Origin of the sequence: Photobacterium kishitanii (genome assembly GCF_003026355.1) — a bacterium.
GTDB lineage: Bacteria > Pseudomonadota > Gammaproteobacteria > Enterobacterales > Vibrionaceae > Photobacterium > Photobacterium kishitanii.
Genome location: NZ_PYON01000005.1, coordinates 42,034 through 56,666, shown reverse-complemented (window position 1 = coordinate 56,666; position 14,633 = coordinate 42,034). Strand labels below are relative to the sequence as shown.

The window sequence follows — 14,633 nt, the reverse complement described above, 5'->3', positions numbered from 1 at the left end:
AAATACACTGTATCAAGACATGCTATCAAGACAAACTAAGTGAATAACCACAGATATAATCCATGGTGAGTTAGCAGAGAGACTTAATTACATTTCCTTCGCAAAATAGGCCATAATTTCAGCTGTAGTCATTTGCTGAGTCTCATTGGTAAAGCAGTAATAACTAGGGCGAGCATCACTAAAATACTGCATCTCCATTTTTAGCCCTTTCAAGGCAGAGAACAAACCAACAGGCATATTATATTCACCTGTTTTTTTCACTTTATAAAATAAATGCGTTCCACATTCGCAGCAAAAACCACGCGATGCCCAAGGTGATGATTGATATATTTTAATACTCTCTTCACCCTTAAATTCCACTTTAGTGCCACATTGCACAGCAAAAAATGGAGCACCACCCCACGTTCGACATGATTGGCAATGGCACACAGTAAACTTAGGATTAATCTCTGTGGCCATAATTTTTACCGCACCACAAAGACAGCTTGCTTCTGAATGAGACATCGAATAATTCCTTAACTAATCATTAATCTGGCTCATCATAATAGCGACCTTAAAAGTACTGTATATAAACACGGTTTAATTCTGTGATGTTTAGCTTAAATAGCACCCTAAACCATACCTAGAAATAACACTGTTAGACATAATTCTACATCTACTTACAACGGCTTTTCACCACTGAGCTTAAGTGACACTCGCCAAAATTTAGGAATAACATAATTGAAAATGGTTATATCACACCAATAAAGACCACGATTAATATATAAAAATAGCGGCTTTATCATCGAAGTCTCACTCAATACACTTCGAATAGGCGTCATCAACCCTTGGTCAATAATGGGGGATAAAAAACCTTCGGTAATAATCTTAGGAGTATTGAAACCACATAATAATTGTTCAGCATCTTGCTGGTTAAAATCATGTACATCAATATTGGCGTGATCCCACCGCATTTGCCGCTGATGTTGCTTAGAAAAATAGCGACGAGTATTATTGATCAAGACTAACGGCTTTTTGATAATATCAATCAGTTGTCCACCATGAGTGGTCGGCTCACCGATAAAAACAAACTCTCCCCCTGGCTTTAAAATTCGTAAGAGTTCTTTCATGAATTTTTTAGGTTCCGGCAAATGATGCAAAAAAGCACAACCAACCACTAAATCAACACTATTATCATCAAAAGGGAGTATCGTCATATCTGAAACAATCGTTTTTATCTGTGTATTCATTAAATGAGCATTTTTATGAGCAACTTCCAAACTACGCTCACTAATATCTACGCCAATTACCTGTTGATACCAATTAGTTGCTGCAAGTTTAACCGCTAAATTTCCGGTTCCAGAAGCGACATCAACAACCACTCCTCCTTTAGGAAGCGTATGTCCTAATACAGACTCTAACTCTTTAATCGTCCGTTGTTGTGATTTATTATCATATGTCGCTCCCATTCTAGCATCATAATTAAATGCTTCTTCTTGATCATGAAAATCTTTATTTAACTTATGAATATAATCTGCATCAATTTTTTGCCGCATGACCAACGTCCTCAAATAATACAAAGACGGCTAACGTCTAAATTTAAGTACATAAATAGTAAATAAGATAGTCAAACCAACCTATCACATGCTTATATGCCAATAATAATAGTTTTATTACTATAGTTTAAAACGTCGATTTAAAATGTCTGGCCGTATCGCAAATAATAATTGCCGTGTTTTTTAAGAGAAAACAAAATGCTTAAAGATAATAAGAAGCAAAAATACTGTACAGATAACATGTATTTTTGCTTCATGGATATTAGAGAGAAGTTGATCCAAATAAAAGGAGGGAATCGTTAATAATTAGCTTTTTAGCTCATCATTAACGGCATAACAAGACCATCCAAAGCTAGCCAATTTTTCAGTAAATTTTTGTGCCTTAGTTTCACAATAGCCCACTTTATGTTGCGCACTCCATAAAATGTCACTCTGATGTTGTTTGGTATATTTAACTTCACACAGTGTCTGACTACCAGGAGCATGGTAAATAACTTCAACGTCACGCTCAGCATGAGCTTTAGTACACACATATTTACTTTGAGCGTATGTTTGAAAAGAAATAACAGCGAGTATTAAAAGTAGAATGTGTTTCATTGTAAATCCAGAATAGAAAATTTAGCGCTAATCTTACTCTTTTTCTCCACTCCAAATACTCAGCATTGTGTCAAATTTATTCCTAAATCCCCCATTCGCACCAAAGCTATTTGATCTATAAATAACAACGACTTAAAACATACAACTAACACTATTAAAGACACCTGTGAAAGACGTTACATTTTACGAAGAAATATAAACTCGACAACATGTGGATAGTAGATTTCCTATCGCCCTCGCGGGCATTCACTGTAGGGAATAACGGTAGCTGTTTGGGGCATAGACAACATCTGCAAACGTCATCGAGTTGGGTGTGGGTTTATTTAGACCAGAAAAAGGGACACCACGATCGGTATCCCTATGCTGAGTTCAGAGTGCGAGCTATAACGGTAACTGTATTGCTCGCGTTAATCATGTAAGTATTGTTACATTGCCTCTGACAATAGTATACGTCTAACATTTGTTGCGTTGTAATGCGGTTAATGAATAATTGGTACATGCATCTCGCCTCTTTGTGTGGCTAATGCGTTGATTCAACCTATACTTAATGCAATAAACCTAACTCTCTTGCCTCTGCAAGGGTTAACCCGCTTGCTTGAATATCGCGTAGCATCTCAATGCGTCGTCGTGCAGCACCTTGCTGCTTCTTGCTATCTGCGATGTTGGTCGCCGAGTCATCTTTATGTTCCCACTTAGATGAAACGGAAGAAATTTCTGAATAATCGATAGAGTTAATAGACACAATACCCTCCTAAAGAAACCTGTGTCGACATGCAGTACTTAGTATCAAAGGTTTTAAATTGAAAAAAGCAAATAACAACAAGTTTGTGAGCAACGCCATATTCGTAATAAAATAACGAAAAAAGACTAGTCATCATTCTATTTATTGCGTAGTTTTGATCGTTCATGCTTACAAATAAAGCATGCTTTAACGCAAATAATTTTTAGCACTATGTCGCCTTTTTGCCTCATGTATTTCTATGCTTTTATTCGCAAAACTCATCACTAAGCCCATAACATCACGTTAATAGTGTTAGAAGTAAAATTATTAACGATATAAATAATTAGTGCGCTGCGCAGTTTCACTATTAACAACAGATTAGGTATCATTTTACAGTCTAAAATGTGAAACTTTACATTACAAAAATTTACCTATAGCTCGCTATCTAAAAAGCGTACCGTTACAAGATAGCTTTAATTAAGGTCTACTATTATGAATGCAATGTTATCTGAACGTGCCCAACCAGGTACTTTATCCAATCCAAATACTTTTGCTGAATACCTCACTTTTGTTTTTAAAACAGATGTGAATGCAGAAGCAGTGAGTGATGCTTTCGCTAAAATTCAGATCATTGAAAAATCTATTGGCCAAAAAGATTCAACCGCAGACCTTAGTTTTACAGTCGGTGTATCTCATCATGGTTGGTCAACCGCTTTCCCAGCAACGGCTGTGCCTGCTTTATTACAAGATTTTAAAGCCATGACTGATGGCGAACGCAATTTCCCAAGTACTCCTGGCGATATATTTATCATGATCAAATCCGAGCGCATGGATTTGAACTATCAGGCAGCTAAATACTTAGCATCAGCATTTGCAGATGTAGCAACATTAATTGAAGATATTCAAGGTTTTAAATACCTTGATAGTCGCGACATGATTGATTTTGTTGATGGCACAGAAAACCCTAAAAATGCAGCTCGTATGAATGCAGTATTAGTCGTTGATGATCTCGATATTCACCAAGGTGGTAGTTATTTAACCGTCCAGCGTTACATTGACCGCCAAGGTTTATGGGATAAACAAGCAACGGAATATCAAGAACAAGTTATTGGTCGAACTAAACTTGATGATATTGAACTAGATGATGACGTAAAGCCTGCTTGGGCACATAACAATAAGAGTAAAGTAATTGTTGACGAGAAAGAAATCAAAATGCTTCGTCAAAATCGTCCTTACGGTAACGCAATGGAACATGGCACCATGTTTATCGGTTTAACGGCCTCTCCTGTTACAATGAGCACATCACTGCAACAGATGATTTTTGCTGATAGCAATGGTGATTATGATCGCCTACTTGACTTTGTTGAAGCAAAAACAGGTACAAACTACTTCATCATTTCACAAACATTACTTGATACTTTTGCAGATTAATCTTAGTTAATAATCTGTAAATTTCTCAGCCCGTTGATGCAACCTGTCAATGGGCTGATTGCATTATAACGCTGATAATTACCACAATTAGCAACAATCAATATACATAAGTGAATCTTCGTCACCAGTAACTCATTGAATCTATTAAAGCTCATTTTTTTTTACAGAATAATGGCTTGCTTCCTAACAAATTCTGTTGTCCCCTATAGACTTATTTATTATTAGCGCTTTTTTATTACGTATATAAAGAGCTTTTTTTCTGGGGGCAAGAATGTACAACACCCTTTTTACCCGCGTATCACTCGCTGCAGTTATCGCTGTGCTTGCGGGTTGTAGTTCACCACCACCACCAAAACCAGCACCTGATTACAGCTTTAAAACAGCGGCCAAAAAATTCATTGCGGCCGATAGCGCACGTAAAAATGGCGTTGTTGTTGATAAAGGTCTGTTTTATCCAAAAGAAACCTTCTCTTATAGCTACCGTTACTGCTCCAATAGCGCCCAACAAGCCCAGCAAGATATCGAACAGTTTAATCAGTTAGCGACCAAAACTTGTACCATAAACAAAGGTTCAATGGTTAATTTAGATACCGGTACATGGTGTGTTCAACATCCAAATACCGATCAGGAAACCCCCCTTTTTGCAGCACGCATTTCCTCCATTGATCTATGGGCAGATATTTGTTCTGATGGTCCCTTCGTCACAATGCGTATCATTGAGAACCGCGATATTCCTCAGACAGCATGGATTGATGGTGCAACATTATTAGGTTATCAACCTTATTCAGTTCATCGTAAATTAATGAGTACTAAAGCTATTGAGCACCTCGATGATGTAACACCACCGCCAGCAGAAGAAGCATGGACAGAGGAGACCGCCTTTATTGCTACACATGTTGGTGAAACTGTATGTATGTATAAAAAATCGCAAGACGACGCGTATGGGGTGACATACAAAGGTACGATTGAAAGTGTGAAAGATGGTAGGGTTCGTGTACTTGCTACACGTAAAATCAAAGGTGATGTACGTATCGCACCAGTATCAACACCATTACCGTGGCATAAAAAAGCTTTTATTGAAGCTGATGCTAAATCTTGGTTTATCTGCCAATAACATTAATTTATTTTACAATAACTTGGCTTATATCGCATAAAAAAACAGCGGCTGTATTTAATAATTAAATACAGCCGCTGTTTTAGCTTCAATAGATATTTTTAATCAATTTACACTATAAATTGATTAAAAAAAGCCAGCGTTTCACATAATGCTTGATTACGAATAACATCTTTTTCCATTAAGATCTCATGGCGTGCATTACGAATAACTTTCATCTTACAATGTTTATTCTGGCAACAAAATCGGTGGTGGCTACTATTGTCAACGATAGTATCACTGCCTGCTTGAAGTAATAAAACCGGAATATCTATTTTTTCAACATCACGAATACAATGATCTGCTGCTTGAATCGCTTGCCATAACCAGCGTGGACTTGGTCCGCCAATACGTAATTCTGGATGAATTTGATATAAATGCTTCGCCCAAACATAACGTAATTTACTTTGGCATAAAGCGTTATTTTCAAACGGCTCTTCGTGATAAGGTTTCTGCCCTAAAACATACGAAGGTTCATGCTGATAATGTTCCATAATCTTAGCTATCGATGATGCAACCAGCTTTAGAGGCACTGGCATATGGATGCCAAACATAGGTGCATTCAATACTACCGCATCAAAATGGCTCTTATATTTTTCGAGATAAAGAGTGGTGATTGCTCCACCCATTGAGTGAGCCAATAAAAAGTGATGCTGGTAAGATTTTTCGTTATCTACAACTTGAGTAATAAATGCATTTAGATCATCAACATAATCATCAAAACTATGCACGTGACCCAGCTCAGGATCTGCAGTTAAGCGGCCAGAAGCACCTTGGCCTCGATGATCATAAGCGTAGACATCATAACCCTGTCGTGAAAATTCAAAGAAAATTTCTTGATACTTCCAAAAGCTTTCATTACGACCATTCACAATCACAATACAGCGAGTATTGATAGGATTAGTCACACTGATCCATTGGATCTGTACCCCATCTTTACCACTAAATGCACTTTGTTTACGCTGCAACCACATACTATGAACGTCATTTTCCATCAATTGCGTAAACACCGACTCCTTGGTTGAAAATTCCACCTTATTTTGGTTCATTTATTAACAACTTCTTAGTAAAGGCCCCTCAAACACATCATTTTAATATGATATTATTTGAATATTAAAATTAAGCATATTTCATTAAATCAGTATCGGTCACACCATGCTTATAATCAGTTTTATAAGGTGCATCTTGAATATTAATATGGCGACCAACGGTATTTAAAAAATACTTACCTGATTGATATCCCAAGCGATAATCCATATCCAGTGAAGCGATATCACTACCAATCATTTTTGATCGTAATGGTTTTTGAGGATGGATTTCAAAAATAGTAACATCATCCGGAGGATTACTTAAAAACTCTTGGGTTTTTCGATAGTTATCTTCATGCTCTAACAACATTTCAATCATACCTGCGGCTTTAGAATTACCTAGAGCACGACGGATATTTGTCATCCAACAATGGTCAAATGAAGTATCGATTGGTACAGTTCGTATCACCACAATGTGACGATAACCCCGCTCATAAGCTTCTTGGACTGGAATTGGTGCGCATAAACCACCATCGACCCAATATTCATTTTGAGAGAAAATAGGTTTTTTATTTAACACTGGCACAGCACATGATGCTTTTAATGCTAATGACCAGTTATCACTGTTTAAGTTAAAATACGATGCCTGATGGCTAGTAACGCCACTTGCTGAAGCTAACACCGTACGTGAACGCATATTCTCACGTCCTTGATGCCAATCAAGCTCAAAACTTGTTTGTGTTTGTTTCATTAACCAATCTAAATCCAATCCTTCCCGACCAAAAATAAACCGATAAACATCAAAAAAGTGATGATCTGTTGTCGCTTGAGTAATAACTTTATATGCATGCTTATATTGGCCACAAATATAAGACGCTAAATTCAGCGATCCTGCTGATGTACCCACCATTAAAGAAAACGGATTAAACTCTGCTTCTAAAAAGGCATCCAACACCCCAGCAGTAAAAATACCGCGCTGACCGCCACCTTCGGTGACTAAAGCTATTTTTGATATATCTGTAGTATCAAAGGAAAGCCCTTCAATATTCTGTACTGCATAAGAGATGTGTTTACCAGTCATAGCGTTTTTACTTTTTAGTGGGCATTTGTCATACAAATTATTTTTAGGAGTGATTAGTATAACCACTGTGGAGTAAAGTATAAATTACCCAAAATAATAACTGATATTCTAAATATGAGCCGCTTGACTCATAGGAGATAACCTGCCTTATATAATTATTCAGTCATATAGGATAAAAATATTTTATTAATATCAACCTGCGCTTTTAGTTTTGCTGCTAACAAATATAGTCCGCCTAATTTACGATGTAAAAAAATCGCATCTGCTGGCGGTGTATGCCAATAACCTTGTTTCATGCTTAACTGACTGCCTGCATCACGAATTCGACCTACCATATCGGATTGACCAAAATCATATATACCTTGATACCTCAGAGGTTCGCAGGCTTGTAAACACAATCCTAATAACGCTTGTTGAGCTTGAGGTTCAATCGGCTGAGAGAAAAAACCAATTTGTTTCAATGCAGTTAACATTCGTGGTTGATCATCAATCACGGCACCAGTCATTAACTGTTGATAACCATCTGCAATATGTTGGGGATAAACCCTTGTGGCACCGAAATCAAGCAGTACTAATTGCTTCGTCTCAATATCATAACGATAATTGGCAAAGTTAGGATCGGTTTGTACTAATCTAAATTCAAACACTTCCCTAAACATCAGGCGAAAAGCAAGTTCAATAATATGATCACGTACTACTTGTGGTTGATGAACTAATTTATCGACATCAATACCACCAACAAATGTCATCGCAAGAATATGTTTAGTCGTCAAATCATCATCAATATCGGGTAATAAATAGCGTGTATCAGTGGCTAATAATTGACGGTATTGTTTTACATATTGCGCTTCAAGTAAATAATCAGCTTCTGCATGAAGTTGCTTTTTAGCCTCATCCAATAACTCAGAGACATCCAACTTTTTTGGGATTAACCCACTGATATTCAATAAGGTAGCAACATTATTTACATCACTATCAATACTTTTATTAATTCCTGGATATTGAATTTTCAGGGCTAATTGACGTCCATCTTGGGTTGTCGCTTTATGCACTTGTCCAATCGATGCCGCTGCAATCGGGTAAAATGAAAACTGACTAAATTGCTGTTGCCAATCACAGCCCCATTGCTGTTCAAGAGAATGGTTTAATTGGCTTATTGGCATTGGTTTAGCATTTGCCTGTAATCGTGATAGCAATTCGGTTAATTCCGGTGGTAATAAGTCACCACCATCCATTGATAATAATTGGCCAACTTTCATTGCCGCACCGCGTAAATCAGCTAATTGATCAGCAACGCGTTTAACATTCGTTGGGGTTAAAATCAATTCACTCACTTTAGGTCGATGACCAGTGGCTAACTGTTTTGCCCCTTCAGCAACCATACCAGAAGCAACTCGTGTTGCTAATGACCCAAGTTTAGCTAACCGTGATAATCGACCACTTGGCACTTTTGAATACTGATTTTTATCATTCATTTAGAGACTCTTTACTATGAACAGCCATCTTTAATCACTGATTGCTGCTATTAATACTATCATAAAAGACATTATCGACGTCTGACACAAAATCACTATAAACAGTCAAAAAAAAAGGCCGATAATGTCCGCTAAAAATAGCTTACATTATCGACCTTTTCTAAGTGCGTATATTAATCGTATTCAGGTTCGTTACGATTTTTAAAATTAACTAATAACCCGAGTACTAACACGACTACTGTTACAATGAAAATTGATTGGAACACATGGTGATACTGCGTTGCCGAAGCAATTAAATCAGCAGTATTCGTCGCTTGCGTACCTGTTGAGGTAAGTTCTGCAATATTTGCTGCTAAATAGTTAGCAACAGAGCCACCCATTAACATATAAATACCCGCTACCGTACCCGTTGCACCTTGAGGGTTCATGCGTGTAATAGCAGATAAAGCTACAGGGTCAATAAACAGTTCCGCAATACCAATCAAGAACAAACCAATAAACAGCCATAAGAACGTTGTATGGCCACTCACCATCGCTAATTTAGACGATAAAGTGATCAAACTAAAACCAGCTGTTAGCAAAAATAAACCCATATTCAGCTTAGTTAAGGTACGTACTGAAATTTGACGCGATGCCAGCACTTTCCATAACCATGCAACTGCACCACCACCAACAATAACAGCAACTGGATTCACTGATTGGAAAAAGGCTGTTGGAATATGGTAGCCGAATATATTCGTATCAATATTACGCTCAATGAATAAGCTAATTGAACTACCACCTTGCTGATCAAACGCCCAAAAAACCATGCCAAATAACATAAAGTAAATGATTGCATTAAGCTTCTTACGATCTTCCGTGCTGCTCTTACGGTATAGACGTAACATCTGTAAAGCAGAGAAAGCCAAAATAACAGCAAGAATATACCCAGCAAGTAAGTCTTGTAATACAAACACTAAACCTATGGCACATACTATCACGCCAAGAATAATCAATTGCCAGTGACTAAAACCAGCGGTCTTTTGACGTAATGCGGGTATATTTGCTTTTTGAACATGAGCAAAATGCTTACGGCCAGTGCTAAAAATAATCAAACCGATTAGCATACCAATGCCTGCAAGAGCGAAACCTACATTCCAGCCCCAACGACTTGCAGCATAACCACAGAATATCGGCGCTAACGCAGAACCTACATTACCCCCGATATAAGAAATCGAGAATCCAGATTCGCGAGCACCTTCATGATCTTTATATAGCTCACCCAATAAACAGCTTGAGTTCGTTTTAAAGAACCCATAACCACAGATAATCAAAGCAAGCGCGGCATAAAGCACCGTATTATCATGGCTAGGAATACTAAGTACAGCATGACCAGCAACCATTAAAGAGCCACCAATGATCACTGACCAATAATTGCCTAAATAGCGGTCAGCTAAATAACCGCCCAAGATCGGAGTAACATAAACCAGCGATGTATAAGCACCGTATAAAGCATATGCGTGGTCGTCAGACATTAAAAGTTTTTGAGTCAAAAAGAGAATTAATAACGACCGCATGCCGTAATAACTAAAGAATTCCCACATCTGTATCGCAATGAGGTGAAAAAGCCCTTTAGGCTGAGAGGATAATTGCATATTGTTTCCTAGGTAAAGGGGCCATAAAGGCTAACGGTAATAATTGTTATTTAATTCGAAATACCGTTGGTATTTAGTACTGAAAATACACTGAACATCAACAAGCTCAAGCTTAATCTTGCTCCATATTTAGTATCTTAATTTTCACACTAATAAAGAGGACTTTATCGTACATAAAAAATGACGCTTAATTATATACTATATGGCGATATTTTCCACTTATAGTTATATTTACCGCACAAAAGTCACATAAAAAATCATTTAACTCTACCTTTCCGCATAATAATTCACTTAAATTTAAGTATAAAAAAGCCGTTAAGTAATCAGCTAGAATATCAACTATCACTTAACGGCTTTTTATTTATTTGTTAAAAACTAACAAATACCAAACAATTATAATGTTAAATCCAATTCATTATGTATTAATACAATGCATTGCGATGCAAATAACATCTTAGGCCCTAAACTGATTTTTTCAGCGCCTAAACGTTTTAAGCTATTAAAACTTTTCTTGGGCATCGGCATATGATCAGTCAGTAAAAAACATGGGTTGGCAGCCAACTCTATATCTCGAATAAAATCACCTTTTTTATCGAGCATATATAATTGGTAATCTTCTGCTAATTCACCAACTAATTTTTCAAAGCTAATAGTACGAACACAAATACCAGGCTCGACATTACGCAACTGCTCTTTATTCATGCCAATAGACTTATCTAACGCATGGGCTATTTTTTCAAGCCAAGCTTGCTCATGAAAACCCGATAAGTTACTAATATCATTAGAACTAAAACTAATAGTGCGAGAGAAATCTTGCGTACTTTCAAGAACTAAATGCACCATAATATCTTCACGATGCGACTGCGCTACAAAAATAGCATTCATTAAAACGTGAGCCAATATCTCAGTGTGAGCGTCTTGTCCAACTGACGCAATTAACAACTTACTGTCGGTTGGGGCTGAACGGGCTCGTAATACGAAAGCGCGCATAATCAATATCCTAGAAATTTAAAATGTTCTCGTTGATCGCCTACTACAGAAAATCAACAATAGATGCTGACTATTATCCTTGGTTTTACAACTGATGTAACCCTAAAAATAAACTCCGTGATCGATAAAAGAATCTATTAGTCATAATTAAAAATAATATCAGCCAAGATCACAAATTATAATCAGCAACTTGTTAATTTCCTTATTAATAATAATAAATAATGGAATCTTCCATCTCATTATAAGAGCTCATATTTATCTACTCTATTATTGCCATCCGTTTATACTGATGACAATTCAAGCAAAGAGTCGCTTCTATTATCAATAATGTCTTCTTCAGGATGAATATAATGAATATTGTTGACCGCTTTATAAATTACACAAAAATTAATACTACCACCAGCCGTGAAAATGGTGCAGCTGGAATAATGCCCTCATCGTTAGGACAGATGCAATTAGCTAAAATATTAGCCGCTGAGTTAACACAACTGGGCTTACACGATATCATCTTACGTGACAGTGCTATTCTTACAGCAACCCTACCGAGTAATAGTCTCAGAGCCATTCCTACCGTCGCTTTCTTTGGTCATTTAGATACCAGTGCTGAACAGAACAATGATACCCATGCACAAATTGTTCATTACACTGGTGGCGATATTGTTCTTAATCCCACATTAAATATCATTCTCAAACAAGCTGAATTTCCAGAACTTAGCCAATATCAGAACCAAGACATTATTGTAACGGACGGTACTAGTTTATTAGGGGCTGATGATAAAGCCGCTATCGCTGCGATTATACACGCACTTACGATTCTGATTGATAATCCTGATATTGAACATGGCGATGTTAAAGTCGCATTTTTACCAGATGAAGAGCAAGGCTTACGCGGTGCAAAAGCCTTTGATGTTGACTCTTTTGGTGCTGATTTTGGTTACACTCTAGATTGCTGTGGCATTGGTGAATTTGTTGATGAAAATTGGAACGCGGGTGATGTTGTCATCACTTTTATCGGTCAATCAGCACATCCAATGTCAGCCAAAGGCAAACTTAAAAACTCACTGCTGATGGCACACAAGTTTATTGCGATGCTACCGCCAGGAGAAGCCCCAGAATATACTGATGGCCGTGAAGGTTATTATTGGGTAAAAGATCTGAACGGTAATAGTGCTAAAACCGTCTTGAAAATGGATGTTCGAGATTTCACTCAACAAGGCTACCAGCAACGAATGAAGTATCTGGCTACATTAGCAACAAACTGCCAAGCCTTATGGGGCGATGCTGCTGTTACTATCACCCTTGCAGATCGCTATCAAAATGTTGCTAATAGCCTTCAAGGCGATGCCAGCTTTCCAATTGAAATAGCTAAACAAGCCTATGCACGTAATCATATTAAAATGAAAACAACCCCAATGCGTGGTGGTTATGATGGCGCAGTATTGTCCCAAAAAGGCTTACCTTGCCCTAATATTTTTACTGGTGCGCACAACTTCCATTCTATTTATGAGTATTTACCAGTGCCATCATTACAAGCGGCAAGTAATGTAGTGGTCGATGTAATTCGCATTACTGCTGAGCAATATGGGAAATAAAGCGAGGGTTTAAAGGTGTGTCATTCTAATAAATAAACAAATAAAAAACGGGCGAGTTACTAAGTAACTCGCCCGTTATAATTTTTGATTACGCTACGATTAACGTAGGATCATTTGGTCACGCTCAGGACCTACTGATACCATCTTAACAGGAACACCCATTAGTTCTTCAATACGAAGTACATATTGTTGTGCGCCTTCAGGTAGTTCTTCAAACTTACGACAACCCGTAATGTCTTCTTCCCAACCCATCATTTGCTCATAGACTGCTGTTAATGATGCAGTTTGAGGCCAAATTGGGTTTTCAGTGTGATCACCATTGTAAGCAACACAGATTTTAAGATCTTTCATACCGCTTAAGCAGTCAATCTTAGTTAATGCGATTTCTGTCGCTGCTTGTAGCTCAATGCCATTACGTGTTGCTACTGCATCAAAGTAACCCATATCACGTGGGCGACCAGTTGTAGCACCGAACTCTTTAGCATCTTCACGGAATTGATCTTGATCTTCCATTGCAGTGATCAGAGTACCAGTACCAACTGAAGAACTGAATGATTTAGCAACGGCAATAACACGCTCAGGGTGAAGTGCTGGTAAACCACTACCGATACCTGCATAAGCTGCAGTTACGTTAGAAGATGTTGTCCATGGGTATTCACCATAAACTAAGTCACGACCAGCACCTAACTGTGCTTCAAACAATAATGTTTTGTCTTCTTTTTGTAACGCTTTTAGTGGCTCAGTAACGTTACAAATGCTGTCACGCCAAGGTTGAGACACTTCAAGTAGCCACTCTGTCATTTCTTCAGCAGTTTGCGTAAACTCCATTGATGGGTATAACGCTTTAAGCTGTGGCAATTTCCAATCCATCATAAATTGGATACGCTCAAGTAGTACTTCAGGCTGATTTAACCAACCAACAAGAATACCCTTCTTCATTACACGGTCGCCATATGCAGGTGCGATACCTTGACGAGTTGAACCGTATGCACCAGCACCTAGACGTTCTTCTTCTAGGGTGTCTTCTAGTGCGTGTAATGGTAGACATAGTGTTGCACGATCAGAGATGCAAAGTTTAACTTCAACACCTGATGTCGCTACTTCTTCGATTTCTAGGCTTAATTTCTCTGGGCTGATAACCATACCAGGGCCTAAAACAGCGATACAATCAGGGTTAAATACGCCGCTTGGTAATTGGTGTAGTTTAAATGTACCAAAATCGTTAACAACAGTATGACCTGCGTTATTACCACCTTGGAAACGAATACTCGCTGAAGCTTGGTCTGCTAAATAATCAACAATACGACCTTTACCTTCATCACCCCAGTTAGCACCAACAACAACAATAGACGACATAATTTAAACTCCTCAAAAGCAAGACCTCTATCCTATGATC

13 protein-coding genes are annotated in these 14,633 nt (G+C 37.8%); 3 read left to right on the top strand and 10 right to left on the bottom strand.

What is annotated here, in order from left to right:
- Positions 1 to 87 precede the first annotated feature (87 nt).
- From C0W29_RS07495 to C0W29_RS07480, 4 genes are all read right to left on the bottom strand, one after another.
- The gene (locus C0W29_RS07495; RefSeq protein ID WP_045042444.1) at positions 88 to 504 is read right to left on the bottom strand and encodes a GFA family protein; all 417 of its coding nucleotides are present in this window, start codon (positions 502 to 504) and stop codon (positions 88 to 90) included.
- Between the two features lie 155 nt (positions 505 to 659).
- Complete coding sequence (locus C0W29_RS07490; protein WP_052671659.1) at positions 660 to 1,535, bottom strand: class I SAM-dependent methyltransferase; 876 nt, start codon at positions 1,533 to 1,535, stop codon at positions 660 to 662.
- Positions 1,536 to 1,841: 306 nt separating this feature from the next.
- The gene (locus tag C0W29_RS07485) at positions 1,842 to 2,132 is read right to left on the bottom strand and encodes a hypothetical protein (RefSeq protein WP_045042443.1); all 291 of its coding nucleotides are present in this window, start codon (positions 2,130 to 2,132) and stop codon (positions 1,842 to 1,844) included.
- A gap of 544 nt (positions 2,133 to 2,676) precedes the next feature.
- Positions 2,677 to 2,874, bottom strand: a complete 198-nt coding sequence (locus C0W29_RS07480) for a hypothetical protein (RefSeq protein WP_036791113.1) — start codon at positions 2,872 to 2,874, stop codon at positions 2,677 to 2,679.
- 471 nt (positions 2,875 to 3,345) lie between these two features.
- Between C0W29_RS07480 and C0W29_RS07475 the strand changes: the two genes are divergently transcribed.
- Both C0W29_RS07475 and C0W29_RS07470 read left to right on the top strand, forming a co-directional pair.
- Positions 3,346 to 4,284, top strand: coding sequence for a Dyp-type peroxidase (locus tag C0W29_RS07475; RefSeq protein WP_045042442.1), 939 nt, complete (start codon positions 3,346 to 3,348; stop codon positions 4,282 to 4,284).
- Between the two features lie 271 nt (positions 4,285 to 4,555).
- A complete protein-coding gene (locus C0W29_RS07470) occupies positions 4,556 to 5,398 on the top strand; it encodes a hypothetical protein (RefSeq protein WP_045042441.1) in 843 nt (280 codons plus the stop codon).
- Positions 5,399 to 5,508: 110 nt separating this feature from the next.
- On the opposite strand, the gene C0W29_RS07465 is transcribed toward C0W29_RS07470, so the two are convergent.
- The 5 genes from C0W29_RS07465 to trmY form a co-directional block, all read right to left on the bottom strand.
- Complete coding sequence (locus tag C0W29_RS07465; protein ID WP_036791121.1) at positions 5,509 to 6,432, bottom strand: alpha/beta fold hydrolase; 924 nt, start codon at positions 6,430 to 6,432, stop codon at positions 5,509 to 5,511.
- Positions 6,433 to 6,556: 124 nt separating this feature from the next.
- Positions 6,557 to 7,546 (bottom strand): patatin-like phospholipase family protein, encoded by a 990-nt coding sequence (locus C0W29_RS07460; protein WP_045045164.1) that lies wholly within the window; start codon positions 7,544 to 7,546, stop codon positions 6,557 to 6,559.
- 155 nt (positions 7,547 to 7,701) lie between these two features.
- A complete protein-coding gene (locus C0W29_RS07455; protein WP_045042440.1) occupies positions 7,702 to 9,021 on the bottom strand; it encodes an ABC1 kinase family protein in 1,320 nt (439 codons plus the stop codon).
- Between the two features lie 173 nt (positions 9,022 to 9,194).
- Complete coding sequence (locus C0W29_RS07450) at positions 9,195 to 10,655, bottom strand: peptide MFS transporter (RefSeq protein WP_045042439.1); 1,461 nt, start codon at positions 10,653 to 10,655, stop codon at positions 9,195 to 9,197.
- A 393-nt stretch (positions 10,656 to 11,048) separates the two neighbouring features.
- Positions 11,049 to 11,645 carry a tRNA (pseudouridine(54)-N(1))-methyltransferase TrmY gene (gene trmY / locus C0W29_RS07445; protein WP_045042438.1) on the bottom strand — a complete coding sequence of 199 codons (597 nt, stop codon included), beginning with the start codon at positions 11,643 to 11,645 and terminating at the stop codon, positions 11,049 to 11,051.
- 350 nt (positions 11,646 to 11,995) lie between these two features.
- On the opposite strand from trmY, the gene pepT reads away from it, so the two are divergent.
- On the top strand, positions 11,996 to 13,237 hold the full coding sequence (pepT, locus tag C0W29_RS07440; protein WP_045045165.1) for a peptidase T: 1,242 nt from the start codon (positions 11,996 to 11,998) through the stop codon (positions 13,235 to 13,237).
- Between the two features lie 99 nt (positions 13,238 to 13,336).
- Here the strand turns inward: pepT and C0W29_RS07435 are convergent, their stop codons facing one another.
- Positions 13,337 to 14,593 carry an adenylosuccinate synthase gene (locus tag C0W29_RS07435; RefSeq protein ID WP_045042436.1) on the bottom strand — a complete coding sequence of 419 codons (1,257 nt, stop codon included), beginning with the start codon at positions 14,591 to 14,593 and terminating at the stop codon, positions 13,337 to 13,339.
- Positions 14,594 to 14,633: the final 40 nt, after the last annotated feature.